The sequence below is a fragment of the Pseudoalteromonas luteoviolacea H33-S genome (assembly GCF_001625695.1).
Classification (GTDB): Bacteria; Pseudomonadota; Gammaproteobacteria; order Enterobacterales; family Alteromonadaceae; genus Pseudoalteromonas; species Pseudoalteromonas luteoviolacea_B.
Genome location: NZ_AUXY01000102.1, coordinates 29,532 through 54,329, shown reverse-complemented (window position 1 = coordinate 54,329; position 24,798 = coordinate 29,532). Strand labels below are relative to the sequence as shown.

The window sequence follows — 24,798 nt, the reverse complement described above, 5'->3', positions numbered from 1 at the left end:
ATTTTTCATGCTCTTGCCCTGTGCCAAATGGCACCTTTTTTATTACATATATAAAATACTGCTAAAGACATTAGAATTATGAAAACATAAGTCTAAACGTGCTCGATTACTCTACAATAATTAGATAATATACGATGCGACAATAGTAGTAATTGAGTTTCACCAAGGAAAGTGAATGGTTTATCGATTAATTTGTTTAATTATTTTTTTGATGCTTGTGGGCTGTGCGCAAACTGATTTATCTTTGCAAGATAAGTTGATCCAGCAGGTTCATAATAATGCGCTACATCATGGTATACCGTCCCAAGCAGTATTAATTAGTAACAATGGTAATATAAAGTTTAACTATGCATTAGATACCTCTCAGCAAAAAGAGGATATAAAGTTAAACGAGCACAGCATGTTTCCAATTTTTTCTGTAAGTAAACTGTTTGCCAATGTGCTTGTGTATCAACTTGTAGAAAAACAGCAAATTAAACTAAGTGACCGTATAGGTGAGTATGTTAAGTTACCAAGTCATTGGCAACATATACCTATCAACGCTTTAATGAACCATACATCAGGGCTGCCTGAGTACTTTGTTGTGTCTAACCAAGAAGTAGTGGCGCCAAGTAACCAAGATGCGGTGATAGAAAAACTCGGGGCCCAACAGCCTATCTTTGAATTAAATACTCAAATTCAGTATACGCAAACAAACTATATGCTGCTCAAAGCGCTATTAGAATCTATGACTGGGCAATCTTATGAGTCATTAGTTAAAACACGCATATTTAGCCCTTTAAAAATGACCAACACCGCTTTTCATGTTGATCACCTTACTAAAGGCGTTGTGCGTTCATACCTGTCAAATGGGGGAGATAGTTTAAAACCCAATGGTTATGTCTTTCCTCATTATAGTATTGCCCATACAGGCGCTTATTCGACGGCATACGATTTAAATCTTTTCTTGAGTGGCTTGATGGAAGGCAAGTTGATCAATAAAACCCTGTTAGTTGACTTTTGGCGGCCGAAGAAGCTTAAGAATGGTATTACAAATTACTTTTCCTTGGGGTGGAATACCGACGAAGTGGGGCGTTGGTCGACGGCAGGGCACGATGGAGGCACATTGGTAAGAGTGTCTGTCTTATATCAAGAAAATACAGACGACTATATGACATATATTTATCTAACAAATGGGAATTTAGATGGTATATGGAGTAGCCGGTTAATCAACTCTCTACAACAGCATACATTACCTGACTTTTATTCTAGAGCGGTGGCTTGGGCAAGTTATAACGTGCTCTAATAAAGTATCTATGTAGGCAGAATATAAATAAACGAGATTGAAATCATAAAGTCATCTTTTTTATATTAGCCAACTATTTTGCGTGCAATGAGAGTAAGGCAAAAAAGCACATTCATTCTTGTTTGCAGTTTAAATGCTTATTTTATGATTTGAAGCGGCGTACAAAATATTGGTGCGCACCATGTGTCACAAGGCATTAATATCGTTATTAATATTTCTAATTGTCAGGCTTTTATATTTAGCTTGCCCTGAAAATTTTTCCAACCCGGTGGAAATTTACCGCGTAGCACATAAGAAAATGCAATTAACTCAGCGATGACATAATAGAGCTCTTCAGGGATCTCTTCATGTAAGTCTAGTTGCCCGAGCGTTTTCACCAGGGCAGGATCTTCGTGGATCATGATGTCTTTTTCTTTGGCCAAAGCGATGATCTCTTCAGCGAGTTCTCCAAATCCTTTACAGACAACTTCCGGCGATTTACCCGCTTCATATAAAAGCCCAACGGCTGTTTTTTGTTCCATATTTATACCTTTATGTTGACGATAGCGTGCTTATCGTAGAACTGTTTGACTTGCACGGCATCTTCACGCAGTGCGATATCACCCACTTGCAGGCCATGGGCTGCAAGCTTGCTTCTCAAGGCGTCCAGATGAGGTTCGGCAAGCTGACATACGCTGGGGCTGTCACCAACAATTTCGCAATCTACGGCTTTGTCCATAAGCTCAGCTTGGACACTTAGCTGTCCCAGCGCTTCATAGTCAAAGTTTAGCCTAACAAACCATACTTGCTTTTCTGGCAATCCCGCTTTTGCCGGTTTTTTGTAGTTGCCTATTTGCAATTCACTTTGTCTGCACTCTGGTGGGGTTTTCATCGGCAAGAATAAGTTGATGAGCAGTTGACTCTCACTGTCAAACTTTTGACCAAGTGCTTGCGTTTGGTTAGTTGGTGACATGGCATTTTGGATAAAGCCAAGTTCCTCAACCAGATTTTGCTGTGCTGATAAATTCACAGCCTGAATAAACTGCTTGGGTTGTTGTAATTTATTTCCGGGAAATAAGGTTTCTACCATGCTTGCGATACGTTGTTCTTGTGACACATTTTTTGGCAGTTGAGCCTCATTTTGAGTACTGAGTTGTGTGCCTAGCAGTGTGACAAGCAATTTATCTAATGCTTGAGTAAAGCTCGTCATAGGCACACTGGTGTTCAGCGGCGTTGCGATACTCGGTAAGCGGCTGAACAAATCTTGGCTAACCATGTCTGGTGTTGCTTTTCCTTCGTCCATTAAGCGTGAAAACGCCTGGTGAACAAGCCGAGTGAGATCCACCGACTGGCTGCTTTTAAAGGTCATCTTTTCTGAGATTTTCTCGCTCAACAATGCGGGATCTTTGAGATCTGGTGTTTGCGTTTCTGTTAATGCGGCTTCTCGCAAAGGTTTGCTAAGTATATGTGCCAGTGGCAGTGATGCAGGTACTGCATTTTGTGATTTTTGGGCACCTCGCAACGGGATCACATCAGTTAATTGCATTTGTGTCGCGAGTTTTGTTTGCGTCATGCTGATCTGATCAGCTGCAATTGGCCCATTACTTTTTGGTAATGCCGCAGAAAGGACTTGTTGGATCAGTTGCAAGCGCATCTCAAATGGCATTTTTGCAGCGCTGCTTTGTGCACTTTGCAAAGTATTTACAGATGAGCTTGCTTGTGTGTTTGGCGTGCTCACTGATTGCTTTTTGTCGCCTTGAAGAACAAAGCTATGTGGCTTGTTGTTATCAGGGGCAATACTTTTGGCTTTTTGCTGATCTGTTGTGTTTGCGTCACCAAAAGGTGATTGTGGGGCTTGGCTTCTTGCACTAACAAGTCTTTGTTTGTGCATAGCTGACTGACTTTGTGACTCCAGCCCAGAGAAATTTTGTTTAATACCCTCAGAGAGTGCCATTAACGCTACGCTGGCAGGGCGCAGTGCTGCTGATGTGTAAAGTGGCTGGTGTAAATAGCTTTTGGCTGTAGCAGTGATAGATGGAATTTGCTGGGCTGGGAGCTGATTGGCCTTATTTGTATCTTGCTGTGCAGCGCGATTAAAAAATGGTGTCTGTGTAATAGCTTGCAAGGCCTGTTTTACGGTTTGCTTTATATCAGCCAAGGAAACGTTAAAAAGCGGTTTGTCATATTTTAATGTTTGCTCTTTGTATGACTGGGTCGCCTCTTTTAATTGAGTTTGAAATGCTTGAGTTTCTAGCTTGGGTAAAATACTTTTAAGTGATGTAGCCAGTTTGATTTTAGTTGACTTAGTCGCGATTGCGACTTCAATCCCATCCGGTGCAGTGCTCAGCTTAGCACCATGCCATACTTGCTTTTGTAATTGCTTTAATTCAGTAGGTGTTGGTGTTTGAATTTGCGTAATGTCATGCTGATGTAGACCGAGCTTCAGCGTGCTTTTATTTTGCGTCAGCTGCAAATAGTTAGATGTTTGTTGACTGAGCTGACTGACTAATTTTGCAATGGCCTTTTTGGCAACCGGCATTTGATGCAGTTTGTCGCCAAACATATTAAATACTTGCATCAAGACTTTATCACTTTTGGCGCTAAGGCTGGCTACCAATTTAGATTCTTGCTGCAATAAGTTGCCTATGCTTGGTGGAATTGGGACGTTCACCCCTAGCTTGGGCAAAGCGAGTTGTGAATGAGGTGTTTGTTTTATTTGTGCGTCGGTTTGAATGGCACTGTGATCGCCAAACCCTTTTAAAACGCCAAGTAAACTGAGAAGTGATTGTGCTGATTTTAACGATAATTTCGCTTCAGGTGTCACAAGGGTAAGCACAGTGCCAGTGGCATCTAATTTTAATTGTGCTTCCGGTAATTTCAAAACCTGATCTATGTTTGCTTCGCTACTTAAGCGTACCGGTTGCCAACGGCCTTCTAGCGCAACTTCCATTTGAATCGAGTCGGGCTTAATGACAATGTTGCGTGCCAAAAACGTCTTATCAGCGTCTAATTGCGGCTGCTTGTTGCTACCTTGTGAAGATATTGTTGTTGGTGACACATTTGCCGGATGTTGTACAGGAATTGTTTGCTTATTCATTATTCTAAATCAAATTTTCGGTAATCGGTCACAAGGTATTATTCGTATTACAATATCACTATGATAGACTTACGCCCACATTTAGGGTCGTGAGAATAACAAATTTTGCTAGAGATTAAGGCTTTAACTTGTATCAAACAAGATCGTTGTTTGTTCGAATCACTTAACTTTTCATTGTTATCTGGTCAAATCATGCAAATAGAAGGCCCAAATGGTGCAGGAAAAACATCGTTGCTGAGAATAATAGCCGGTTTTTCTCAGCCAGATGAAGGTAGTGTTCTGTTTCATAAGAAAAATATTAATGAAGACTACGATGACTTCGCTCAGTCCTTGCTGTTTATTGGACATAAAACAGGTGTTAATCAGCAGCTCACAGCTTATGAAAATGTCATGCATTGGCTCACTGTTCACGGCTATAAAAGCGCACAAACGGAAATATATGACCTCCTTGGCAAGCTAGGTCTTGTCGGCTTAGAAGATGTCCCCGTCAGAACCTTATCCGCAGGCCAGCAACGCCGTGTAGCTTTGGTGCGTTTGTGGCTTAATGATGCCAAACTTTGGATCTTAGATGAGCCCTTTACTGCCTTAGATAAAAAAGGCGTTGCTATGTTACAGGCGCAATTTCAACAGCATTTGGATAGTGGTGGCGCTATTTTGTTAACAACTCACCAAGATCTCACCAACTCGTTTAGCTCTTTGCAAACCTTGGTTTTGGAGTATCGCCACTGATGCAAGTAAGCAATTCATATTGGACGCTATTTTGCTCCGTTTATAAAAAAGATGTCACACTGGCTTTTCGCCAACGGGCTGAAATCGTTAATCCGCTCCTGTTTTTCTTGATTGTCATTACTTTATTTCCTCTAGCGATTGGCCCTGAACCTGGCTTATTAGCGAGAATGGCACCGGGGATTATTTGGGTCGCAGCGCTTTTATCAACTATGTTAGGGTTAGATAAGATTTTTCGTGACGATTACATGGATGGCTCATTAGAGCAGCTGATTGCTTCCCCTTATCCATTGCCATTGGCTGTATTAGCTAAAGTCGCGGCACATTGGACAACGGCTGGACTCCCCATGGTGGTCATGGCGCCCGTGTTTTCTATGTTGATGAATTTAGAGTCGCAAGCGCTCGGTGCCACCATATTAACACTACTAATTGGTACCCCATTATTAAGTTTTATTGGGGCCATTGGAGCAGGCCTGACTGTAGGCTTGCAAAAGGGCGGTATTTTAATGAGTTTACTCGTTTTACCGCTATATATCCCAGTACTTATTTTTGCAACGTCCGCTATTGATACTAGCATCATGTCTTTAGCATATAGTGGGCAGCTTGCAATCCTTGGTGCGATGTTAGCCGTCGCTTTAGTCGCCGCACCAATTGCTATATCGTCAGCTTTAAGAGTGAGTGTAAGTTAAAATGTGGAAGTGGTTACATCCTTATGCCAAAGCGGAGCGTGCTTACCAATTGTGTAACACTTTGCTTCCGTACTTTGTTGTGGTGTCCGTGCTATGTATTGTGGTTGGATGGGTGTGGGGGCTTGCGTACGCCCCAGCAGACTACCAACAAAAGGATAGTTACCGGATCATCTTTATTCATGTGCCTTCGGCGATTTTGTCGATGGGGGCATACTCTTCTATGGCCATTGCTGCCATCATTGCATTGGTTTGGCAGCTACGAAATGCCGAGTTGGCTGTCATTGCAATTGCGCCAGTAGGGGCGGCGATGACTGCGATTGCGTTGATTACCGGATCTGCATGGGGCAAGCCAATGTGGGGCGCTTGGTGGGTGTGGGACGCAAGACTTACTTCAGAGCTCATCTTATTATTTTTGTATCTTGGTGTGCTCTCGCTATTCCATGCTTTTGAAGATAAAAAAGCAGGCGGTAAAGCAGCATGTATTTTAGCGATTGTAGGGGTGGTCAATCTACCGATTATTCATTTTTCTGTAGAGTGGTGGAATACGCTTCATCAAGGAGGCGCTATCACTAAATTTGATACATCAGCAATCGATCCATCTATGCTTTGGCCCTTATTGATTAATATTTTAGGGTTTGCAGCACTGGTCGGTATGCTTACTTTGATCCGTCTTAAAAATGAAATTATACAGGTCGAAAAACATCGTCCTTGGGTCCGTCAATTAGTTAGCCGAGGTTGATTATGCAGTTTGAATCATTTAGCGACTTTATCGCCATGGGCGGTTATGGATTTTATGTTTGGCTCTCTTTTGGTAGCTGTGCCGTCATCATATTGGGCCTGTTATTTGGCTCGCTGTACGAAGGCAAACAACTAAAACAACAAATAAAGTCTCAAATGGCCAGAGAAGAGCGCATTAAAAAGGCCAAAGAAATGGAGGCACAGGTATGAACCCAAGACGTAAAAAGCGTTTGTTTACTGTCCTTGCCGTGATTTTCGGTATTGGTTCAGCGGTTGGTTTGACTTTGTATGCGTTGCAAGAAAATATCAACTTATTCTACACACCGAGCGAGTTAGTGAACGGTAAAGGGCCAGAATTAGAGAAACCAACAATTGGCCAAAAGCTGCGTATAGGCGGTATGGTTGTGCCTGGTTCAGTGGTGCGTGATGAGACTTCATTAGATGTTGAATTCAAACTCATTGATACAGGGCCACTTGTGACCATTCGCTATCAAGGTATTTTGCCTGACCTGTTTAGAGAAGGGCAGGGGATTGTTGCTCAGGGAACTTTGATTGAACCTGATGTGATAGAAGCCTTTGAAGTTCTGGCAAAGCATGACGAAGAATATATGCCTTCTGAAGTGGCTGAGGCGGTAAAAGGGATCAAGCACGAAAAACCTAAATATAATTTAAATAGCGAGAACTAGTATGATCCCAGAAATAGGATATTTTGCGCTAGTTTTAGCTATGGCACTGAGCCTGCTTCTTTGTATTTTCCCGCTTTGGGGTGCATATACGGGCAACTTAAGGTTGATGCGTGCAGCCCCCTCTTTAGCACTCGGGCAATGTTTATTTGTATTGTTTTCTTTTGGCATTCTTATTTATATCACGTTGACGGATGATTTTACCGTTGCGTACGTGGCACATCATTCAAGTAGCACCTTACCTTGGTACTACAAGGTGACCTCAACGTGGGGCGGACATGAAGGTGCGATTTTACTCTGGTTAGTCATGCAATCTAGCTGGACGGCACTGGTTGCTTTGATGTCAAAATCATTGCCATGGGTGCTCAGAGCACGTGTACTTGGCGTACTGGGTTTCCTTGGCGTTGGTTTTATGTTGTATACCTTGTGGATGTCGAGCCCATTTGAGCGTCTGTTACCTTACTTTCCGGTTGAAGGGCGTGATTTAAATCCGTTGTTACAAGACCCCGGTATGATCATACATCCACCGCTGCTGTATATGGGCTATGTGGGTTTGTCTGTGTCATTTTCATTTGCCATTGCCGCATTATTAACAGGCAAATTAGATAATACTTGGGCGAAATGGTCTCGACCATGGACCATGGTTGCTTGGGCATTTTTAACTTTGGGGATCACCATAGGTAGCTGGTGGGCTTATGCTGAACTTGGCTGGGGAGGCTGGTGGTTCTGGGATCCCGTTGAGAACGCCTCGTTGATGCCTTGGTTAGTTGCCACAGCCTTGCTGCATTCGTTGGCAGTGACTGAAAAACGCGGGGTATTTAAATCTTGGACCGTATTGCTGGCTATTGCCGCGTTTAGCTTATGTCTGTTGGGCACCTTCATTGTTCGCTCCGGCATCATCGTCTCTGTACATGCGTTTGCCACAGATCCTGACAGAGGTTTGTACATATTATCTTTCTTAGCTGTGGTTGTGGGCGGCAGTTTGGCCTTGTATGCCGCACGTGTTTCTCAAGTCCATAGTGAAGGTCGTTATCGATTTGCTTCTCGAGAAGTGGCTTTGTGGCTCAATAATATTTTCTTAGTGGTTGCGACCTTAATTGTATTGTTAGGGACTTTACTGCCGATGATCCACAAAGAATTAGGCCTTGGCTCAATTTCAATTGGGGTACCTTTCTTTAATCAGATGTTTGCCATTTTAATCGTGCCATTCGCACTGCTGTTAGGGATTGCCCCAATGTTGCGCTGGAAGCAAAACACATTGTCTCCGTTGGCAAAAAAATGGTTGGTCAATGTTGTGCTTAGCCTTGTGGCGACGGCTGCATGGTTGTTTTCTAGTTATGAGCAAGTCTCTGTGCTGACTTTTATGGCGACGGCACTGGCGGTTTGGATTGTGTTTTCAACCATCGCTGATTTATTGCAAAAAGTGTCATTGCAGACATCTATTTCAGAAGGTTTCAAACGACTCGGTTTGAGCTACTGGGCCATGGTACTGGGTCATGTTGGACTCGCTTTTGTGATTGCCAGTGTAACTTTGACTTCTGCTTATTCGGTAGAACGTGCTGTTGCTATGAAGCCTGGAGATATTGCGACCTTAAATGAGTACCAATACCGCTTTGATGGCGTCAAAGAGATCCGAGGACCAAACTACAGTGGCCATGCTGGGGTCGTAACTGTGCTTAAAAACGATGAGTTTGTAACAGAGCTTTATGCCGAAAAGCGGTTATACGATATTGGCATGCAATTTATGACAGAGGCGGCCATTGATGATGGATTCTTCCGTGATTTGTATCTGGCTTTAGGTGAGCAAATGAGCCAAGGGGCTTGGTCATTACGGATTTACCATAAGCCGTACGTTCGCTGGATGTGGCTTGGCGGGATTTTGATTTCCTTGGCTGGTTTCGTCGTGCTGGCAGATAAACGCTATCGTCGTCGTGTGAAAAAAGAGGCTCAAGTTTAATTATGAATCGAAAAATACTGGGCTTTTTGCCGTTCTTAATTTTTGTTTTGCTGTGCGTATTTTTATATCAAGGTTTGTTTGGTAACCCTAGAGAGTTACAAACCGGTCGATTAGGGCAAACTATGCCGAGCTTTAATTTGCCTGATTTAATGGATGAAAATAAGCGCTGGACAGAAAAAGAGTTACTGGGTGAAGTATATTTGATGAATGTGTGGGGGACTTGGTGCCCTACATGTATTGCTGAGCTGGGCTATTTAACTAAGTTGCGTGAGCAGGGTGTTAAAATAGTGGGTTTGTATTATGAGCAGGCCTATGACCCAGATTTTGGTGACCATTTTGATATCAATGCACTCAGAGAAGAAGTTGATACCATGTTAAGCCGAGCGGGTAACCCTTATCAGTTTAATATTTTGGACTTAGAGCGCAGTCTTGCGCTGGACCTTGGGGTATCGGGCGCACCTGAGACTTTTTTGGTTGATAAGGAAGGTACAATTTTGCTGCATCACACTGGAGATATTAACCAGCGAGTATGGCGAAATAAGTTCTTACCTGCCCTTGAGGAGTTGCAACCATGAAGATCAGACATGTGATGCTGTTGGTGATGATATTGCTGTTAAGTGCCACAGTTGCCAATGCTGCTGAAGATAAGTATGAATTTAAAAATGCTGAGCGAGCACAAACATTTAAAGAGCTGACACTAGAACTTCGCTGTCCAAAGTGTCAGAACCAAAATATTGCCGACTCAGATGCGGTTGTTGCAAAAGACTTACGTGATAAGGTTGTGGCTCTAGTACAAGAGGGGAACTCTAAGCAAGAAGTTATTGATTACATGATTGATAGGTACGGGTATTTTGTGCATTACCAGCCACCTGTGACGCCTGCGACTATCATTTTGTGGGTGCTGCCAGTGGTTATCGTCGTGTTAGGTTTTGGTTTTATCGTGTTTAGACAAAAGAAGGCATCAAAAAAGCAGCAGTGGAGCGCAGCAGATGATGAAAGGCTCGAACAGTTGATTGCACAGTATCAGCGTAAGGAGCGCCAGCAATGATAGAGTTGACTCAAATGTGGGGTGTTTTTGCGTTGCTGGCAATCTTGAGCTGCCTATTTGTGGTGATGCCTTTTCTTCGCAAAGAAAAAGTGGTGTCAGTTGATCATGATGCTAATGCACAACGTATTGAAATATATCATCAAAGATTAGATGAACTAAAAGGCGAATTAGAAAATCAGCGCATCGGTCAAAATGACTTTGAAGAGTCCGTCATTGAGTTAAAAAGACGGCTGTTAAATGAGTTGTCTCCAGAACAAACACTGGATACGCGTGGCAATAATCTAGTGCTTGGTGCTACAGGTATTGCGTTTACGCTGGTTGTCAGTAGTGTTTTTTACTATTTCACAGGTAGCCATCAGCAAATAGCCAATTGGCAAAAAGCGCTGGAAAAGCTACCCGAATATGGTGAAAGGGCAGTGCTGCAAACCGGTGAGCCTTTATCGGCTAACGAATTGCAAGCATTTGCACTGGGATTGCGAACTAAACTAGCTAATAGTGGTGATGATGCCGTTGCTTGGATGTTGTTAGGACGTGTCGCCATGTCTTTAAACGATTATGAAATGGCGATGCAAGCGTTTGATAAAGCATTGATCATGCAGCCTGATAATCACAATGTGTTGGTTAATTACAGCCAAGCGCTATTAATTGAAGGTTCAGAGCCAAGTATTAACCGAGCTGCGAGAATGTTATCTCGTGTACTTAGGGCTGAGCCGCAAAACATTGATGCGATTTCTTTGTTAGCATTAATAGCGTATGAGCGAGAGGATTGGCTTGAGGCTAAATCTGCATTTGAGGTTTTACTGTCAACTGTACAGCCTAATGATCCACGTTACGCCATGATCAAACAGCGTATTGGTGAGATCGCAGAAAAGCTCGGAGAACCCGAGCCTGTGGATTCAGGAGCTGGGCCTCAGTTGAGTGTGCAGGTGCGCATTGATGATAAGCTGCTGGGTCAATTACCAGACAATGCAACCTTGTTTGTGTTCGCAAAAGCGGCAAACGGACCGAGAATGCCACTTGCAGTGCAAAAACTTACAGTTTTTAACTTGCCTTTAGTTGTCACTTTGAATGATAGTATGGCAATGTTGCCAGATCTGAAGTTATCAAACTTTAATGAAGTTGTGATAACGGCGCGTATTTCTGTTGATGACTCGGTGATGACACAAGCTGGTGAGCTTGAAGGCACCTCCGACGTGGTCACGATAAATAAGGATACACGCCAACAGGTTAATGTCATTATAAGTCGTGTTATAACCAGCACAGGAAGCTAAATGTATAAAAAAATTGTCGGTGCAGCGCTTGCGTTAATGCTTGTAGGCTGCGCACAGGTCCCTGAGGTAAAAGAAGACCCTCGTGATCCCTTGCAATCAATGAATAGACCCATCTATGACTTTAATATGGATGTGCTGGATGCTTATATTTTGCGTCGAGCGGCGAAGGGATATGTGGCCATCACGCCAGCACCCGTGCGCAGTGGTATTGTTAACTTTACCACCAATATCGCGGCGCCAACGGATGCAATAAACTCAGCCTTACAGGGAAAACCTGGAGATGCAGGGGTTAATGTTGCACGTTTTTTAATTAACTCAACTGTAGGTATTTTAGGCTTTTTTGATGTTGCAAGAGAGCTGGGCCTTGAGCACAAAGACGAAGACTTTGGTCAGACACTCGGTGTTTGGGGCGTAGGAGATGGTGCATATTTAATGTTGCCAGCCATGGGACCATCAACGGTGAGAAATACCACAGGTGATCTCGTTGATAACATCGTGCTGCCAGAGATTGCACTGACGACGCCACAAACTTTGATTGTATTTGCATTGAGAGCCGTTGAAGCACGTGCATCATTGATGTCGCAAGAAAAGCTACTTAACGAAGCGTTAGACCCGTACATGTTTTTAAAGGATATCTACTTTCAAAGACAGCTTTTTGAACTGCATGATGGCAATCCGCCAATGGAAGAAGAGCCAGAAGATTTTGATGATGATTTCTTAGAAAATCTTTAATTTAAAAGCCAGCATACGCTGGCTTTTTTACTTTTATATGAGTGGCTTAAAACTTCCAGTTCATATTTAGCCACACCGTTCGACCAGCTTCATTTACTTTACTAGTTTGTGAGTATCCACTTACCATTGTGCCAGAGCGACTTAAATGCTCTGCGTAGGTTTTATCGAATACATTGTCAAGACCCAGGTTAAAGACCAAATCATCTGATTGTGAATAAGAGGTGTTGAGCGCCAATGCGCCAAAGCCGTCGCTTTGAGATATGTCTTGGCCAGCAATATTACCTTGGCCTATCGCGACTCGATGTTGACCTTGGACTACGCGCCATAAACCGCCAAATTGCCATTTTTCTTTGGTATAGCTAAGCGCAAAGCGAAGCTGCAAAGGAGGTTGTTGAGCAAGGGCTATATTGTCAGTACGATTTTCGCCTTTGACATAATTTATGCTCGCTGTTGCCATGAGGTTTTTATTGACGTTGTAGCGGCTCTCAGCCTCGAATCCATAGGTTTGTGCATCAATATTGCGCGTCACTTTACTGGCCATGCCCATTTTTTCATATAGGTTATCAGTAAGGAGGTAATTATCGATACGGTTGAAAAATACAGAGACTGAATGAGTAAAAGCACTCGACTGGCCAAGCCAACCTATATCTAACTGATTTGTTGTTTCATGGTCGACGAGAAATGCACTTGGGCTATCAACAGCACCACGGCCGCCGCCCATTACTTCCCAGTAATCAGGGAATCGCTCTGTGCGCCCAACACCAATATAATAACTGCTGTTTTCTGTTTGCGCTTGATAACGTGTAAAACCGCTGATTAGGGTATCATTGCGTGTCATATCTGCTGTTGGGTTAGGTACAACTTTCATCATCACAGTGCGAGTTTGGCGTCTATCTGTGGCTTGCCAATCGTCAACTCGTAAGCCACTAACCCATTGGCTGTCTTGACTTAGGCTATATTCAACTTCAGCAAATAAACCAGTTTGCTCGAACTCTGCGGTTTCTTGACGAGTCAATGATTCGACGGGGGTATTTTCGAGATCGCGGCCAATTCGAATACGGTGGCGGTTTTGTTGATGATCTAATCCGTAGGCCAGAGCAGTTTTGTCGTTGAGCTCTGAATTGAGTAAGACTTTACCACCGAAAGTTCTTCTGTCTGGGTTAGAGGACACGGGCGTTTTCATCATCATATTTGGCATAAATTGGCGCAAACTGTGATTGTCCATGATGTGATCTATGTTGTTGTAAAACACATTGGCTTCAATGCTCGTTACAAAACCACTCAACTCGCTTTTTGACATTTGCAAAGCCACTTGCGTTCTATCAAAGAGACTGCCATCCATCATTCTGTCAGCATAGGCCACTTCACCATCACTGCGGCCAAGGGTTAAACTATATAAACTTGTATCATCTGGCGTGTATGCAAATTGTGTATCCAAATTCCATTTTTCATATGCTGAATGAATACTAGTGCCGTCGCCATCTTGGTAATCGTCAGCTTCACTGTAACTGGCGGCAACTCTCGCGAAGTAATCTTGAGTCCCAGTTTTGATATCACTGTTTATAACGCGTTTTCCAAAGTCACCCAGTGTCGTGTTAACAAAACCTGTTGTACCGCGCTCAAGCAAGCGCTCTGATTCACGTTCAAAGACCACAGTTGCCGCACTATTACCTGGACCATATAAAACGGTTTGCGGTCCTTTAATGACGGTTAAAGTGTCATAAGTCTGCGGTGTAATGTAAGCAGTTGGCGGGTCCATTCGACCACCGCAGCCACCTAATGTGACACCGCCATCGGTGATAATGTTAATACGAGAGCCCGCCATACCTCTGAAAACGGGATCGCTACTTGCGCCGCCTTTTTTAACCAGTGAAAAACCTGCAATGCTAGAGAGTAGATCTGCGCCATCTTGCGCAGGCAGAGGTTGCCTTGTGGCTTTGGGATCTGTTTTGATATCGAGCGGGCTATGCATAGGGGCAATGACTTCGATGTGTTCCATCGTTTGTTCAGATTGTGCTTGTCCTTGCCAAGCAATGGATGCGGTTATCGCGGTACAGATCAGACGCTTTTTCATGGATATCCTCAGAGTTGTATATCAACATAACTTTTTAGTAAGACAGTTGATTTGATTACCAATAGTTTATTCTGAGGCGTATTTTACTGATGTGGGAACAGGTTGGGATGTGACAAAATGTCGCACTCGGTTACAAAGCTTTGAAAAATTGATTCAGCTCAAAAATCTTGAGTTTCAAAGCGATGATGTAAGACATCATCGCTGATTGAAGGAGTGAAAGCATGAGCCTAAATGCCCATAGCTTCCACCTGTTGGTCGCACCACTGCAGAGCTTCGGAGTATAACTCGGGCAAAGACTGAGTTTGCAGGTTTAACTGTTCAGTCAATTGAGAAGCATCAGACCAATTTGCTTTTTCGTACGCCATGACAAGACTTAGATATTGCGCCAGCATGCCTTCTCCTTGTAGTAAAGCGTCTTTAATATCGATAGTCAAAGGGAGCTTTTGCATCACACTGTCCATGGTTTCATCTAAGATGGCATCCATTAAGGACATCATACCGGTCAAAAACGCCATACCGGTATCGCGCATTTGGTTGTGTTTGATTGCGAGCAGCTCACAGAATCTTGCCCGTGTTAGGGAAAGTCGAATAAGCTCCATGGGCTTATCTGACGCAACCTGAGAGGCGAACAATAAAGAGAGGAATTTTTTCAGTTCTTGATTACCGAGTACAACCAATGCCTGCTTGATTGTGGATATTTCAGCTCTGCGTTTGAAGGCGGCTGAATTCGAATAACGCAGTAATTTGTAGCTCAGGTTTACATCACGCTCGAACACTTGTGTGATGCGTTTTAAATCGACATCGACACTGGATGTTTCGTATAAAAGCTCAGCCAATGCCATTTCAGAAGGCGGCAATGCTTTGGTTTGCACCATCTCTGGCTTGGCAAAGAAAAATCCTTGAAAAAGTGTAAAACCCAATTCAAGGGCGAGTTGATATTGTTCGTAAGTTTCGACTTTCTCAGCAACGAGCTCAATATGTTTATGTGGTGCTATGGCCTCTTTGAGCTCATGAATTTCATCAACACTGGTGACCAACATATCCACTTTGATTTGATCTATATAGGGATAAAAATGACGCCAAACTTTTTGATGCTTGTAGTCATCTAAGACCAGCTTATAGCCTTTTTCTTTGAGATCTTGCACTGCGGCCAGTAGGCGCTTACCAGGTTGAACCGTTTCTAAAATCTCAACAATTAGTTGGTCGCGCCCCATCATGGTGGGGTAGCCTTTTAGAATTGTTTCAAGTGTAAAGTTGATATACGCAGGCTTTGAGTCGGTCAGATCTTCTAAACCGAAGTTGAACTGGCTTCCCTCTATTAATTTTGATGTCGCCTCTACGTCATCAATATTAGGAAACACGTTATCTACGCCATCACGAAACAGCAGTTCATAGCCGACGACTTCTTTATTTATATTTAAAATAGGTTGCCTAGCGGCATAAAAATACATGGAACAAGACACCCAATCGTTACTTCATTTCACTTCAATATAAGGCAATATAAAGCGTATTTCATTATTAAATTTACACTTTCTTAGTATTTTGGTACTAAAGGGTAATATTTTAGAGTGTGAAATGTGCAATAACAGCTATTTGCGTAGACTTGCTTGGGGGTAAAGAGGAGGCGTGATATAGTGCGCCTTTGTTTTTGGCTTTTGTTCCAATATCAGTTAAGAAGTAAGTTTACTGTTATTCGGAGAGAAGCTCTTTTTAACGGAGGTCATTTTGGAAATTGGCACAATGATATCGCTGGCTTTGTATTTTATTGCAATGTTAGCTATTGGCCTTTATGCCTATCGTAAATCTACCGATGATGTATCTGGATACATGTTAGGGGGTCGTAATCTACCACCTAGCGTTGCAGCGCTTTCCGCTGGTGCATCAGATATGAGTGGTTGGATCTTAATGGGATTGCCTGGCGCAATGTTTTTAACAGGGTTCAGCAGTACTTGGATTGCGGTTGGTTTGGTAATTGGTGCATTCTTAAACTATTTGCTTGTCGCACCAAGACTACGTGTCTACACCGAGGTCGCCAACGATGCGATAACGATTCCAGATTACTTTGCAAATCGCTTTGAAGACAACAGTAACGCACTGCGTATTGTCTCAGCCATTGTTATTATCGTGTTCTTCACTTTATACACCTCTTCTGGTGTTGTAGCAGGCGGCAAACTATTTGAAAACTCATTTGGTATGAGCTACGAAACGGGCTTGTATGTAACAACTGGTGTGGTTGTGCTTTATACCTTATTTGGAGGCTTTTTAGCTGTGAGCCTAACGGACTTTGTACAAGGCTGTATCATGTTTATTGCCCTTGTTTTAGTCCCTCTAGTGACATTTAGCCTATTAGAACAGCCACTTGTGACGACGCTAAATGAGTTAAATCCGGATATGCTCACTTGGGTGGGTGCTGGTGGCGTGATTGGCATTATCTCGGCAATGTCTTGGGGTTTAGGCTATTTTGGTCAACCGCATATCATTGTTCGTTTTATGTCTGTACGCAGTGTTAAAGATATGCCGACTGCAAGAAATATTGGCATGAGTTGGATGATTGTAGCCACAGTTGGTGCTATCACAACGGGTTTGTTTGGTGCAGCCTATGCGCATGAAAACAACATTGTTGTTAAAGATGCTGAGACAATTTTCCTTGTCTTGTCTGAACTATTGTTCCACCCATTGATTGCAGGTTTCTTACTGGCTGCTATTTTAGCGGCGATTATGAGCACGATTTCATCACAGCTATTGGTGAGCTCTAGTTCTTTAACTGAAGACTTTTACAAGGTATTTATCAAACCGAATGCCACAGATAAAGAGCTGGTCATGGTAGGTCGTTTTAGCGTAGCAGCCGTTTCTGTGTTAGCGATTTATCTTGCTCACGACAGAGAAAGCACAATCTTAAGCTTAGTGAGCAATGCGTGGGCAGGCTTTGGTGCAGCATTTGGTCCATTGGTACTGTTTAGCCTGTTTTGGAAGCGCATGAACTTCTCAGGTGCGCTTGCAGGTATGGTTGTAGGCGCTGTTACTGTGCTTGTATGGATTTATGCACCATTCACAATTGCAGGTCAAAGTCCGAGTGGATTCATTTATGAAATCGTACCTGGCTTCATTGCAGCATCCATTGCAATTGTGGCTGTGAGCTTAATGACGGCACCGCCTTCAAAAACGATAGAAGCTAAATTTGACGAAATGAATCGCGGCCTGTAAACAGGCAGCCGCGATAAAAGTAAAAGGTGAGCTTCGGCTCACCTTTTTTGTTTTATTCAGTGAACTTAAAAATTAAAGACGCGTGCCGAACTCATATACGCAATGTTGGCTTACGTAGTGTTTTTCAACTGGCTTTAGTTGTATTAATTCAATTTCACTGACTTGATCTCGAGTGACTAACTGGTGTATTTCAAAATAGCGACTCCAGCTAATACCTTTGTAAGGTCTGAGCTCCATATATGGATATTGCACATAGTGCCAAGTACCTTTTAAAAATCCTTTATTTTCTTCTGAGATGTTCTGGCCAGAGAGCTCATAGGCCCCATTTTTATGGAGCTTGAGCTTATATTCACTCTCACATGAGGTTGTTTTAAAATGCTGTGCTAAGTCTGCTTTTAGGAGCGGGCTATTTTGTTTATCTTTTGGAAAGGGATAAATTGCAATGGCGTTTTTGGTGTACCAATGGTTACCTTCTTTAAGTGCTTGAATATCTGAAATATTAAAACCACTATTGTTGGCCGTTTGCTTGGCAGTTTCTACTGCATTTGGATCTTGCAACATGAGCGAATGAAGCATCGTATTTTGGGAAATGCTTGTTGGAAAATCGAGAGTATTGGTCTTGACGTTGAAACCACTTTCTTCTAGTGCTTGTTCTAATTGAATAAGAGATTCGTCTGGGATGTATTTAGCGTAAATGTGAACGGTTGTTGTATTGACACATCCAGTTAAAAATAAGATAAATACGCAAAGAAGGTACTTTCGGAATATTGTTATCATTATGTCTTTCCATGTTTGGGCGTGTTGCTATTTTAATCACAGTTCGACATGGTTGAAAATAATGAATTGAACTCTTGAATTGAAAAGTAGCCGTGCAGCTAAGTTGCGCACGGCTCGGTATGAGTTAGTCTTGCACAGAGCGCAGTAGGGCATTAACACCGACTTTTTCGCGTGTTTGCTTGTCCACTTTTTTCACGATGATAGCGGCATAAAGGCTGTGGGTTCCGTCTTTACTCGGTAGTGAACCTGGCACTACCACAGAACCAGCTGGCACACGACCATAGTGAATTTCACCGGTCTCTCTGTCATAAATACGTGTGCTTTGAGAGATATAAACACCCATTGAAATAACAGCGCCTTCTTCAACAATCACACCTTCTACGATTTCTGAACGCGCGCCGATAAAGCAGTTGTCTTCAATGATGGTTGGATTAGCTTGTAGAGGCTCTAAAACACCGCCAATGCCAACACCACCAGACAGGTGTACATTTTTACCAATTTGCGCACACGAGCCTACAGTAGCCCATGTATCAACCATAGTGCCATCATCAACGTATGCACCAATGTTAACGTATGAAGGCATCAGGACAACGTTTTTACCAACAAAGCTGCCTTGACGAGCAACAGCATTTGGTACAACACGCATGCCGCCTTGTTGGAATTGCTCCGGCGTGTAATCGCTAAACTTCAGTGGTACTTTGTCGTAAAATTGGTTAACACCATCATTCATTGGTTGGTTGTCACGAATTCTAAAAGACAGTAATACCGCTTTTTTTAACCATTGGTGCACAACCCACTCACCACTGACTTTCTCAGCAACACGTGCTGCGCCTTTATCTAGTAGCTCTAAAGAATCAATTATTGCGCTTTTAACTTCAGGTGCAACAGCAGATGGTGTGATGTTATCGCGGTTTTCCCACGCTTGTTCAATAATACTTTTTAAATCCGACATAGTTTCCTCTTTTATTCAGATTCGGCGTTTAATTTTTTCATTAATGAATGATGTAAAGCGGTTTTTTCATCTTCACTCAATGCTAGATAATGTTCGTTTGAGACTACGAAAAAGTCTTCTGCACGTTCCCCAACTGTGGTGATCCGTGCAGCGTGTATATGTAGGTTATGAACCTGCAATACTTCCGCAATTTTGGTTAATAGACCCTGAATATCCACGGCTTGAATTTCGACTAGGTTTCTATCGACACGTGCATGTGGACGGACAATTACCTTTGGTTTGATATTAAAATCTTTAAAACGCTGTGAGCGGTTTTTCTTTAAGCGTATTTTTTTCTTCGGATCGGCTAAAATGCCATCGAGTGCTCTGCGCAAGTTCTTAGCGCGGCTACCGCTAATGGCATTGCCATTAACTTCTAAAATAACAAAGCTGAACACCACATAGCCATCTTTGGTTGTCATGACTTGCGCATTTTGAATTTGAGCTTTTTTACTACCAATAACAGACACAAGTTTGGCAAACAAGCTTGCTTCATAGGGCGCGTAAACAAATACTTGTGTACCGCCTTGCATTGGTTTTTCAGAAACAGCAACTCCCGATTTTTCCTTACTATATGAGGTTAGTAAGTGTTTGCTATTCCATGATATTAACTCTTCACTGAAACTCGTGAAATAGTTGGGTTTGAAACGGGACCATAGCTTTACAATATCTTCTTTTATGAACCCGTCTTCAATCAACCTTTCCATGGCTTGCGCTTTTTTATCACGAATTTGATCGCGCATATCCATTGGGTGCTCAAGGCCTAATCTTAAAGCTCGTTGTGTTTGCAAATAGAGCTCTCTAAGAAGAATATTCTTCCAATCATTCCATAAATTGTCATTAGTCGCGCGGATGTCTGCCACTGTTAAGCAGTACAAATAGTCCAGTTGACGTTCATTTTTTACTTTAGAAGCGAATTCGTTGATGACACTTTGGTCATTTATATCTTTACGTTGCGCGGTAACTGACATGAGCAAGTGATGCTGAACTAGCCAAGCAATGAGCTTAGCATCTGATGGGGTTAATTTGTGCATGCTGGCAAACGCAGTGGCATCAACAGCGCCCAGTTCTGAGTGATCACCGCCACGCCCTTTGGCAATATCGTGGAAAATAGCGGCCAGATACAGTAACTCGGGTTTATCCATTCGTGTCACGATCTCCGCACAGATAGGGAAATCTTTACTAAGCTGCTTGTCGCGATATTTATGGATATTGTTAATTAGCTTATGAGTGTGCTCATCCACCGTATACGCATGAAATAAGTCAAATTGCATTTGCCCAAATATGCTTCGCCACTGTGGTAAATATGCTGCGATAATGCCATGTTTGTGCATCAGCGTGAATGCTCTTCCCATGCCATTTGGATGCTTGAGTAAGCGCATAAATGCGTCTCGACATGCGGCGTAGTCTTGCAAATCACCCAGCAAACGTCTGCGTACTTGTCTGACTGAGCGTATGGTATTTGGGTCAATATCTGTGATATCAGTATTGTCAGCGATGTGCTCAAAAAGGACTAAAAGGTTTTCTCGTAAAAAGAACGCGGAGGGATCTTTTACTCGGATTTTATTACCGATACGTTCAAAATGCGCATCTAAAGGGGTGACGACATGTGCATCATGATCTGGAAGAATACTTTGCTCAAAGTAGGCGAGCAGCATCTGGTTCATTTCACGAACACGGCTCATGATCCTAAATAAACGCTTCATCATGCGCTCAACTGATGGCTTACCTTCAGAGCCAAATCCAAGCAATTCAGCTGCATGCGGTTGATAGTCAAATAACAGACGGTTTTCACAGCGCCCAGCCGCAAGGTGCAGTGCAAAGCGAATATTCCATAGGTTTTCCAAGCACTCCATGAGCTCTTGGTATTCTTCATGAGTTAAATAACCATGGCCAATCAACTCTTCTAATGTTTCAGCATGGAAGTGCTTTTTAGCCACCCAAAAAATAGTCTGTAAGTCTCTTAATCCACCTGGGTTTTCTTTTATATTTGGTTCTAGGTTATAGGCTGTACCATGGCACTTTTTACGTCTAAGCTTTTGCTCTTTGACTTTAGCAATAAAGAAATCATCGGAACGCCAAATAGGAGTTTTTACAATATGGCTTTTGAGTCTCTCAAACTCAACAAGGTTACCGCAAATTAAGCGACTTTCTAACAAACTTGTTGTGAAGTGCACATCTTTACTTTTTTGCTCAAGAACTTGCTCATGCGTACGGACACTGTGGCCGATGTCCAAGTTTAAATCCCACAAATAGGTAACAAAGATCTCTAAGGCGTGGCGAAGCTCATCACAAGGTTCTCCATCTGTGAGCAGCATAAAATCAATATCAGAAAATGGGTGTAGTTCGCCACGTCCATATCCACCGATACCGATAAGCGCCAGTTGAGGAAATTCAGAGAGGCTGGTTTGAACAAATAGTTTTTTTAATAAGGTATCAATGAATTCAGAGCGTGCCTTAATCAGCAGCCTGACTGGTTGCTTTGAAAATTGATTATTGAGCCACTTGTAAAAGTAGGTCATACAGCCTTTATAATCATCAAGTTGTTCGGCTTGGTCAAGCAACAACTTTACTTTATTTGGTAACGCCACGAGAGATCCTTGGAGCACAAGATGAACTCAGTTTACTTGTATATTGGGATGACTTGAAGCGCCAAAGACGCGTTTTTTACGGGTTTTATAGGATTGATAGGCTAATTGGGTATTTTTTACCTAATACTGAACCAGTCTGATGGAATATAAGTGGGATGCTGCTTGCAGTCACAAGCAGCGAATTTTGGTTTAAGCGTGTTCAATCACGCGGTCAATCGTATCGTCTTTACGGTGTGTAAGGATTTCAACACCATTGTCCGTGACCAGTAGTGTGTGTTCCCACTGTGCTGATAAGCTGCGATCTTTCGTTACTACAGTCCAATCATCTTTGAGCAGTTTACACTGGCGCTTGCCAGCGTTAACCATAGGCTCAATAGTCAAGCACATGCCTGCTTTTAATGTTTCACCAGTGCCTGGTTTGCCATAGTGCATGACTTGTGGTTCTTCGTGGAATTGTGCACCGATACCATGACCACAGTATTCACGCACGATTGAGTAGTTGAAGCCTTCAGCAAATTTTTGTATTGCAGCACCAATATCACCAAGTCGTGCACCTGGTTTTACCATCTTAATCGCAAGATAAAGAGATTCTTGAGTGATTTCACTTAAACGTTTGCCTTGAATGCTTGGCTTGCCTACGTAGAACATCTTAGAGGTATCACCGTGGTAACCATCTTTGATAACTGTTACATCGATATTGACGATGTCACCCTCTTTAAGAGGTTTCTCATTTGGAATACCGTGACAGATGACGTGGTTAACAGATGTACAAATTGATTTTGGAAATCCGTGATAATTGAGTGGTGCAGGAATGCAGCCTTGTACATCTACAATGTAATTATGACAAATTGTATTTAACTCGTCTGTGGTAACCCCAGGCTTCACATACTCCTCGATCATTTCTAATACTTCAGCCGCTAACCTACCGGCAACACGCATTTTTTCGATTTCTTCAGGGGTTTTAATCACTGCACTCATTGAGACTCCAAGTCATATTTTTCACAAAGCAATGACGAGCAAATTTTGGTCTCATCATTGAGTTAATTTATTTTATATGGTATAAAGCGCGCCGTCTTTTTACAAATAAATCTTCTCGATTTGATCTTGATGGTTGTTTGTACTTAAGACACACAAAATTTAATTTTAACACACACACATATCGACACATACACTTGGGTGCATGTTTGTATCTAAAAAGATACGCAATAAGCATGTTGGTGCTATGGGATATGTGGAGGCCTAACCCTACTAAATAGAGGAAAATACAATGGCAAACGTTTCAATGCGCGATATGCTTCAAGCTGGTGTTCACTTTGGTCACCAAGCACGTTACTGGAACCCAAAGATGAAGCCGTTCATCTTCGGTGCACGTAACCGCGTTCACATCATCAACCTAGAAAAGACAGTTCCACTTTTCAACGATGCTCTTAAGTTTTTATCAAACGTTGCATCTAACAAAGGTAAAATCCTTTTCGTTGGTACTAAGCGTGCAGCTGGTGAAGCAGTTAAAGAAGCAGCTATCTCAAGTGAGCAATTCTACGTAAATCACCGTTGGTTAGGTGGTATGTTGACTAACTGGAAAACAGTTCGTCAATCAATCAAGCGTCTTAAAGACCTTGAAGCACAAAGCCAAGACGGTACTTTCGAGAAGCTTACTAAGAAAGAAGCGCTAATGAAAACGCGTGAAATGGAAAAGCTTGAGAAGAGCCTTGGCGGTATCAAAGATATGGGCGGTCTACCTGACGCTATCTTTGTAATCGATGCTGACCACGAGCACATCGCTATCCGCGAAGCTAACAACCTAGGTATTCCAGTAGTATCTGTTGTTGATACTAACTCAAACCCAGATGGTGTTGATTTCATCATCCCAGGTAACGACGATGCGATCCGTGCAATCCAGCTTTACACTAACGCTGTTGCAACTGCTATCACTGAAGGTCGTGAAAGCAACATCGTTGCTCAAGCAGAAAACGACGATTTCGTAGAAGCTGAGTAATTAGCTGTCATCAAGTCTTCATCCAATTGTGATGAAGACTTGATATTCTTTACAAGCGGTAATTCGCTTATCAAAAAACCGAATTCAGAATTGAGGATATTCTAATGGCTGTAACTGCTGCCCTAGTTAAAGAACTTCGCGAGCGTACTGGCGCTGGCATGATGGATTGTAAAAAAGCACTAACTGAAACTAACGGTGACATCGATCTAGCGATCGAAAACATGCGTAAGAGTGGTGCTGCTAAAGCTGCTAAGAAAGCGGGTAACATCGCTGCTGAAGGTACAATCCTTATCAAGCAAGGCGAAGGTTTCGCTGCACTTCTTGAAGTTAACTGTCAAACTGACTTCGTTGCTAAAGACGAAAACTTCCTAGGTTTTGCTAACACTGTTCTTGACGACGCTGTTGCTACTAAAGCAACAATTGCTGACCTTCAAGCTAAGTTCGAAGAAACGCGTGTTGCACTAGTTGCTAAAATCGGTGAAAACATCAACGTTCGTCGCGTTGAGTACATCGATGGTGACAAGCTATCTGCATACCGTCACGGCGACCGTATCGGTGTTGTTGTAACTGGTGATGCTGACGAAGAAACACTTAAGCACGTTGCAATGCACGTTGCTGCTTCTAAGCCTGACTTCCTAAAACCAGAAGACGTACCAGCTGACGTTGTTGAAAAAGAAAAAGCGGTTCAAGTTGAAATCGCTATGAACGAAGGCAAGCCTGCTGAAATCGCAGAAAAAATGGTTATTGGTCGTATGAAGAAGTTCACTGGTGAGATCTCTCTTACTGGTCAAGCTTTCATCATGGAGCCTAAGAAGTCTGTTGGTGAGTACCTTAAAGAGAAAGGCGCTACAGTTTCTTCATTCATTCGCCTAGAAGTAGGTGAAGGTATCGAGAAGAAAGAAGAAGACTTCGCTGCTGAAGTTGCTGCTCAAATCGCAGCTGCAAAAGGCGAATAATCGC

General features: G+C 42.7%; 22 protein-coding genes. 14 read left to right on the top strand and 8 right to left on the bottom strand.

All coding sequences use genetic code 11. The features are described from left to right. The first annotated feature begins 175 nt into the window (after positions 1 to 175). Positions 176 to 1,285, top strand: a complete 1,110-nt coding sequence (locus N477_RS20735) for a serine hydrolase domain-containing protein (RefSeq protein ID WP_063362903.1) — start codon at positions 176 to 178, stop codon at positions 1,283 to 1,285. A gap of 224 nt (positions 1,286 to 1,509) precedes the next feature. Here the strand turns inward: N477_RS20735 and N477_RS20730 are convergent, their stop codons facing one another. Both N477_RS20730 and N477_RS20725 read right to left on the bottom strand, forming a co-directional pair. After that, entirely contained in the window at positions 1,510 to 1,806 is a 297-nt protein-coding gene (locus N477_RS20730; RefSeq protein ID WP_063362904.1) for an EscU/YscU/HrcU family type III secretion system export apparatus switch protein, read from the bottom strand. A 2-nt stretch (positions 1,807 to 1,808) separates the two neighbouring features. Continuing rightward, on the bottom strand, positions 1,809 to 4,361 hold the full coding sequence (locus tag N477_RS20725) for a flagellar hook-length control protein FliK (RefSeq protein ID WP_063362905.1): 2,553 nt from the start codon (positions 4,359 to 4,361) through the stop codon (positions 1,809 to 1,811). A 105-nt stretch (positions 4,362 to 4,466) separates the two neighbouring features. On the opposite strand from N477_RS20725, the gene ccmA reads away from it, so the two are divergent. The 10 genes from ccmA to N477_RS20675 are packed head-to-tail and all read left to right on the top strand — an operon-like array spanning position 4,467 to position 12,205. Next, positions 4,467 to 5,090 carry a cytochrome c biogenesis heme-transporting ATPase CcmA gene (gene ccmA / locus N477_RS20720; RefSeq protein WP_081216527.1) on the top strand — a complete coding sequence of 208 codons (624 nt, stop codon included), beginning with the start codon at positions 4,467 to 4,469 and terminating at the stop codon, positions 5,088 to 5,090. Beyond that, positions 5,090 to 5,776, top strand: a complete 687-nt coding sequence (ccmB, locus tag N477_RS20715; protein WP_063362906.1) for a heme exporter protein CcmB — start codon at positions 5,090 to 5,092, stop codon at positions 5,774 to 5,776. The genes ccmA and ccmB overlap by 1 nt, the downstream gene beginning before the upstream one ends. Position 5,777: 1 nt before the next feature. Continuing rightward, positions 5,778 to 6,515, top strand: coding sequence for a heme ABC transporter permease (locus N477_RS20710; RefSeq protein WP_063362907.1), 738 nt, complete (start codon positions 5,778 to 5,780; stop codon positions 6,513 to 6,515). 2 nt (positions 6,516 to 6,517) lie between these two features. Continuing rightward, complete coding sequence (ccmD, locus tag N477_RS20705; protein ID WP_063362908.1) at positions 6,518 to 6,724, top strand: heme exporter protein CcmD; 207 nt, start codon at positions 6,518 to 6,520, stop codon at positions 6,722 to 6,724. Then, positions 6,721 to 7,200: a cytochrome c maturation protein CcmE gene (ccmE, locus tag N477_RS20700; protein WP_063362909.1), complete on the top strand. Its 480-nt coding sequence runs from the start codon at positions 6,721 to 6,723 to the stop codon at positions 7,198 to 7,200. Before ccmD ends, ccmE begins: the two co-directional genes overlap by 4 nt. Position 7,201: 1 nt before the next feature. Next, the gene (locus N477_RS20695) at positions 7,202 to 9,154 is read left to right on the top strand and encodes a heme lyase CcmF/NrfE family subunit (RefSeq protein ID WP_063362910.1); all 1,953 of its coding nucleotides are present in this window, start codon (positions 7,202 to 7,204) and stop codon (positions 9,152 to 9,154) included. Positions 9,155 to 9,156: 2 nt separating this feature from the next. Further along, a complete protein-coding gene (locus N477_RS20690; protein WP_063362911.1) occupies positions 9,157 to 9,729 on the top strand; it encodes a DsbE family thiol:disulfide interchange protein in 573 nt (190 codons plus the stop codon). Then, positions 9,726 to 10,202: a cytochrome c-type biogenesis protein gene (locus N477_RS20685; protein ID WP_196760670.1), complete on the top strand. Its 477-nt coding sequence runs from the start codon at positions 9,726 to 9,728 to the stop codon at positions 10,200 to 10,202. The genes N477_RS20690 and N477_RS20685 overlap by 4 nt, the downstream gene beginning before the upstream one ends. Beyond that, positions 10,199 to 11,473: a c-type cytochrome biogenesis protein CcmI gene (gene ccmI, locus N477_RS20680; protein WP_063362912.1), complete on the top strand. Its 1,275-nt coding sequence runs from the start codon at positions 10,199 to 10,201 to the stop codon at positions 11,471 to 11,473. The genes N477_RS20685 and ccmI overlap by 4 nt, the downstream gene beginning before the upstream one ends. Then, positions 11,474 to 12,205: a VacJ family lipoprotein gene (locus N477_RS20675; RefSeq protein WP_063362913.1), complete on the top strand. Its 732-nt coding sequence runs from the start codon at positions 11,474 to 11,476 to the stop codon at positions 12,203 to 12,205. A gap of 46 nt (positions 12,206 to 12,251) precedes the next feature. On the opposite strand, the gene N477_RS20670 is transcribed toward N477_RS20675, so the two are convergent. Beyond that, entirely contained in the window at positions 12,252 to 14,279 is a 2,028-nt protein-coding gene (locus N477_RS20670; RefSeq protein ID WP_063362914.1) for a TonB-dependent copper receptor, read from the bottom strand. 227 nt (positions 14,280 to 14,506) lie between these two features. Continuing rightward, positions 14,507 to 15,730: an EAL and HDOD domain-containing protein gene (locus tag N477_RS20665; protein WP_063362915.1), complete on the bottom strand. Its 1,224-nt coding sequence runs from the start codon at positions 15,728 to 15,730 to the stop codon at positions 14,507 to 14,509. Between the two features lie 274 nt (positions 15,731 to 16,004). On the opposite strand from N477_RS20665, the gene putP reads away from it, so the two are divergent. Beyond that, positions 16,005 to 17,483 carry a sodium/proline symporter PutP gene (gene putP, locus N477_RS20660; protein WP_063362916.1) on the top strand — a complete coding sequence of 493 codons (1,479 nt, stop codon included), beginning with the start codon at positions 16,005 to 16,007 and terminating at the stop codon, positions 17,481 to 17,483. Between the two features lie 72 nt (positions 17,484 to 17,555). Here putP and N477_RS20655 read toward each other — a convergent pair whose 3' ends face one another. From N477_RS20655 to map, 4 genes are all read right to left on the bottom strand, one after another. Beyond that, a complete protein-coding gene (locus N477_RS20655; protein WP_063362917.1) occupies positions 17,556 to 18,260 on the bottom strand; it encodes a hypothetical protein in 705 nt (234 codons plus the stop codon). A gap of 124 nt (positions 18,261 to 18,384) precedes the next feature. Then, positions 18,385 to 19,212, bottom strand: a complete 828-nt coding sequence (gene dapD, locus N477_RS20650; protein WP_063362918.1) for a 2,3,4,5-tetrahydropyridine-2,6-dicarboxylate N-succinyltransferase — start codon at positions 19,210 to 19,212, stop codon at positions 18,385 to 18,387. Positions 19,213 to 19,223: 11 nt separating this feature from the next. Continuing rightward, positions 19,224 to 21,842: a [protein-PII] uridylyltransferase gene (gene glnD, locus N477_RS20645; RefSeq protein ID WP_063362919.1), complete on the bottom strand. Its 2,619-nt coding sequence runs from the start codon at positions 21,840 to 21,842 to the stop codon at positions 19,224 to 19,226. Between the two features lie 189 nt (positions 21,843 to 22,031). Further along, positions 22,032 to 22,820, bottom strand: a complete 789-nt coding sequence (gene map / locus N477_RS20640) for a type I methionyl aminopeptidase (protein ID WP_063362920.1) — start codon at positions 22,818 to 22,820, stop codon at positions 22,032 to 22,034. A gap of 289 nt (positions 22,821 to 23,109) precedes the next feature. On the opposite strand from map, the gene rpsB reads away from it, so the two are divergent. Further along, positions 23,110 to 23,838, top strand: a complete 729-nt coding sequence (rpsB, locus tag N477_RS20635) for a 30S ribosomal protein S2 (protein WP_063362921.1) — start codon at positions 23,110 to 23,112, stop codon at positions 23,836 to 23,838. A gap of 104 nt (positions 23,839 to 23,942) precedes the next feature. Further along, on the top strand, positions 23,943 to 24,794 hold the full coding sequence (tsf, locus tag N477_RS20630; protein WP_063362922.1) for a translation elongation factor Ts: 852 nt from the start codon (positions 23,943 to 23,945) through the stop codon (positions 24,792 to 24,794). Positions 24,795 to 24,798 lie beyond the last annotated feature (4 nt).

What these genes read in the sequence shown, in the direction of transcription:
- N477_RS20735 (WP_063362903.1), top strand. Translation starts at nt 176, where the DNA reads ATGGTTTATCGATTAATTTGTTTAATTATTTTTTTGATGCTTGTGGGC.
- N477_RS20730 (WP_063362904.1), bottom strand. Translation starts at nt 1,806, where the DNA reads ATGGAACAAAAAACAGCCGTTGGGCTTTTATATGAAGCGGGTAAATCG.
- N477_RS20725 (WP_063362905.1), bottom strand. Translation starts at nt 4,361, where the DNA reads ATGAATAAGCAAACAATTCCTGTACAACATCCGGCAAATGTGTCACCA.
- ccmB (WP_063362906.1), top strand. Translation starts at nt 5,090, where the DNA reads ATGCAAGTAAGCAATTCATATTGGACGCTATTTTGCTCCGTTTATAAA.
- N477_RS20710 (WP_063362907.1), top strand. Translation starts at nt 5,778, where the DNA reads ATGTGGAAGTGGTTACATCCTTATGCCAAAGCGGAGCGTGCTTACCAA.
- ccmD (WP_063362908.1), top strand. Translation starts at nt 6,518, where the DNA reads ATGCAGTTTGAATCATTTAGCGACTTTATCGCCATGGGCGGTTATGGA.
- ccmE (WP_063362909.1), top strand. Translation starts at nt 6,721, where the DNA reads ATGAACCCAAGACGTAAAAAGCGTTTGTTTACTGTCCTTGCCGTGATT.
- N477_RS20695 (WP_063362910.1), top strand. Translation starts at nt 7,202, where the DNA reads ATGATCCCAGAAATAGGATATTTTGCGCTAGTTTTAGCTATGGCACTG.
- N477_RS20690 (WP_063362911.1), top strand. Translation starts at nt 9,157, where the DNA reads ATGAATCGAAAAATACTGGGCTTTTTGCCGTTCTTAATTTTTGTTTTG.
- N477_RS20685 (WP_196760670.1), top strand. Translation starts at nt 9,726, where the DNA reads ATGAAGATCAGACATGTGATGCTGTTGGTGATGATATTGCTGTTAAGT.
- ccmI (WP_063362912.1), top strand. Translation starts at nt 10,199, where the DNA reads ATGATAGAGTTGACTCAAATGTGGGGTGTTTTTGCGTTGCTGGCAATC.
- N477_RS20675 (WP_063362913.1), top strand. Translation starts at nt 11,474, where the DNA reads ATGTATAAAAAAATTGTCGGTGCAGCGCTTGCGTTAATGCTTGTAGGC.
- N477_RS20670 (WP_063362914.1), bottom strand. Translation starts at nt 14,279, where the DNA reads ATGAAAAAGCGTCTGATCTGTACCGCGATAACCGCATCCATTGCTTGG.
- N477_RS20665 (WP_063362915.1), bottom strand. Translation starts at nt 15,730, where the DNA reads ATGTATTTTTATGCCGCTAGGCAACCTATTTTAAATATAAATAAAGAA.
- N477_RS20655 (WP_063362917.1), bottom strand. Translation starts at nt 18,260, where the DNA reads ATGATAACAATATTCCGAAAGTACCTTCTTTGCGTATTTATCTTATTT.
- dapD (WP_063362918.1), bottom strand. Translation starts at nt 19,212, where the DNA reads ATGTCGGATTTAAAAAGTATTATTGAACAAGCGTGGGAAAACCGCGAT.
- map (WP_063362920.1), bottom strand. Translation starts at nt 22,820, where the DNA reads ATGAGTGCAGTGATTAAAACCCCTGAAGAAATCGAAAAAATGCGTGTT.
- rpsB (WP_063362921.1), top strand. Translation starts at nt 23,110, where the DNA reads ATGGCAAACGTTTCAATGCGCGATATGCTTCAAGCTGGTGTTCACTTT.
- tsf (WP_063362922.1), top strand. Translation starts at nt 23,943, where the DNA reads ATGGCTGTAACTGCTGCCCTAGTTAAAGAACTTCGCGAGCGTACTGGC.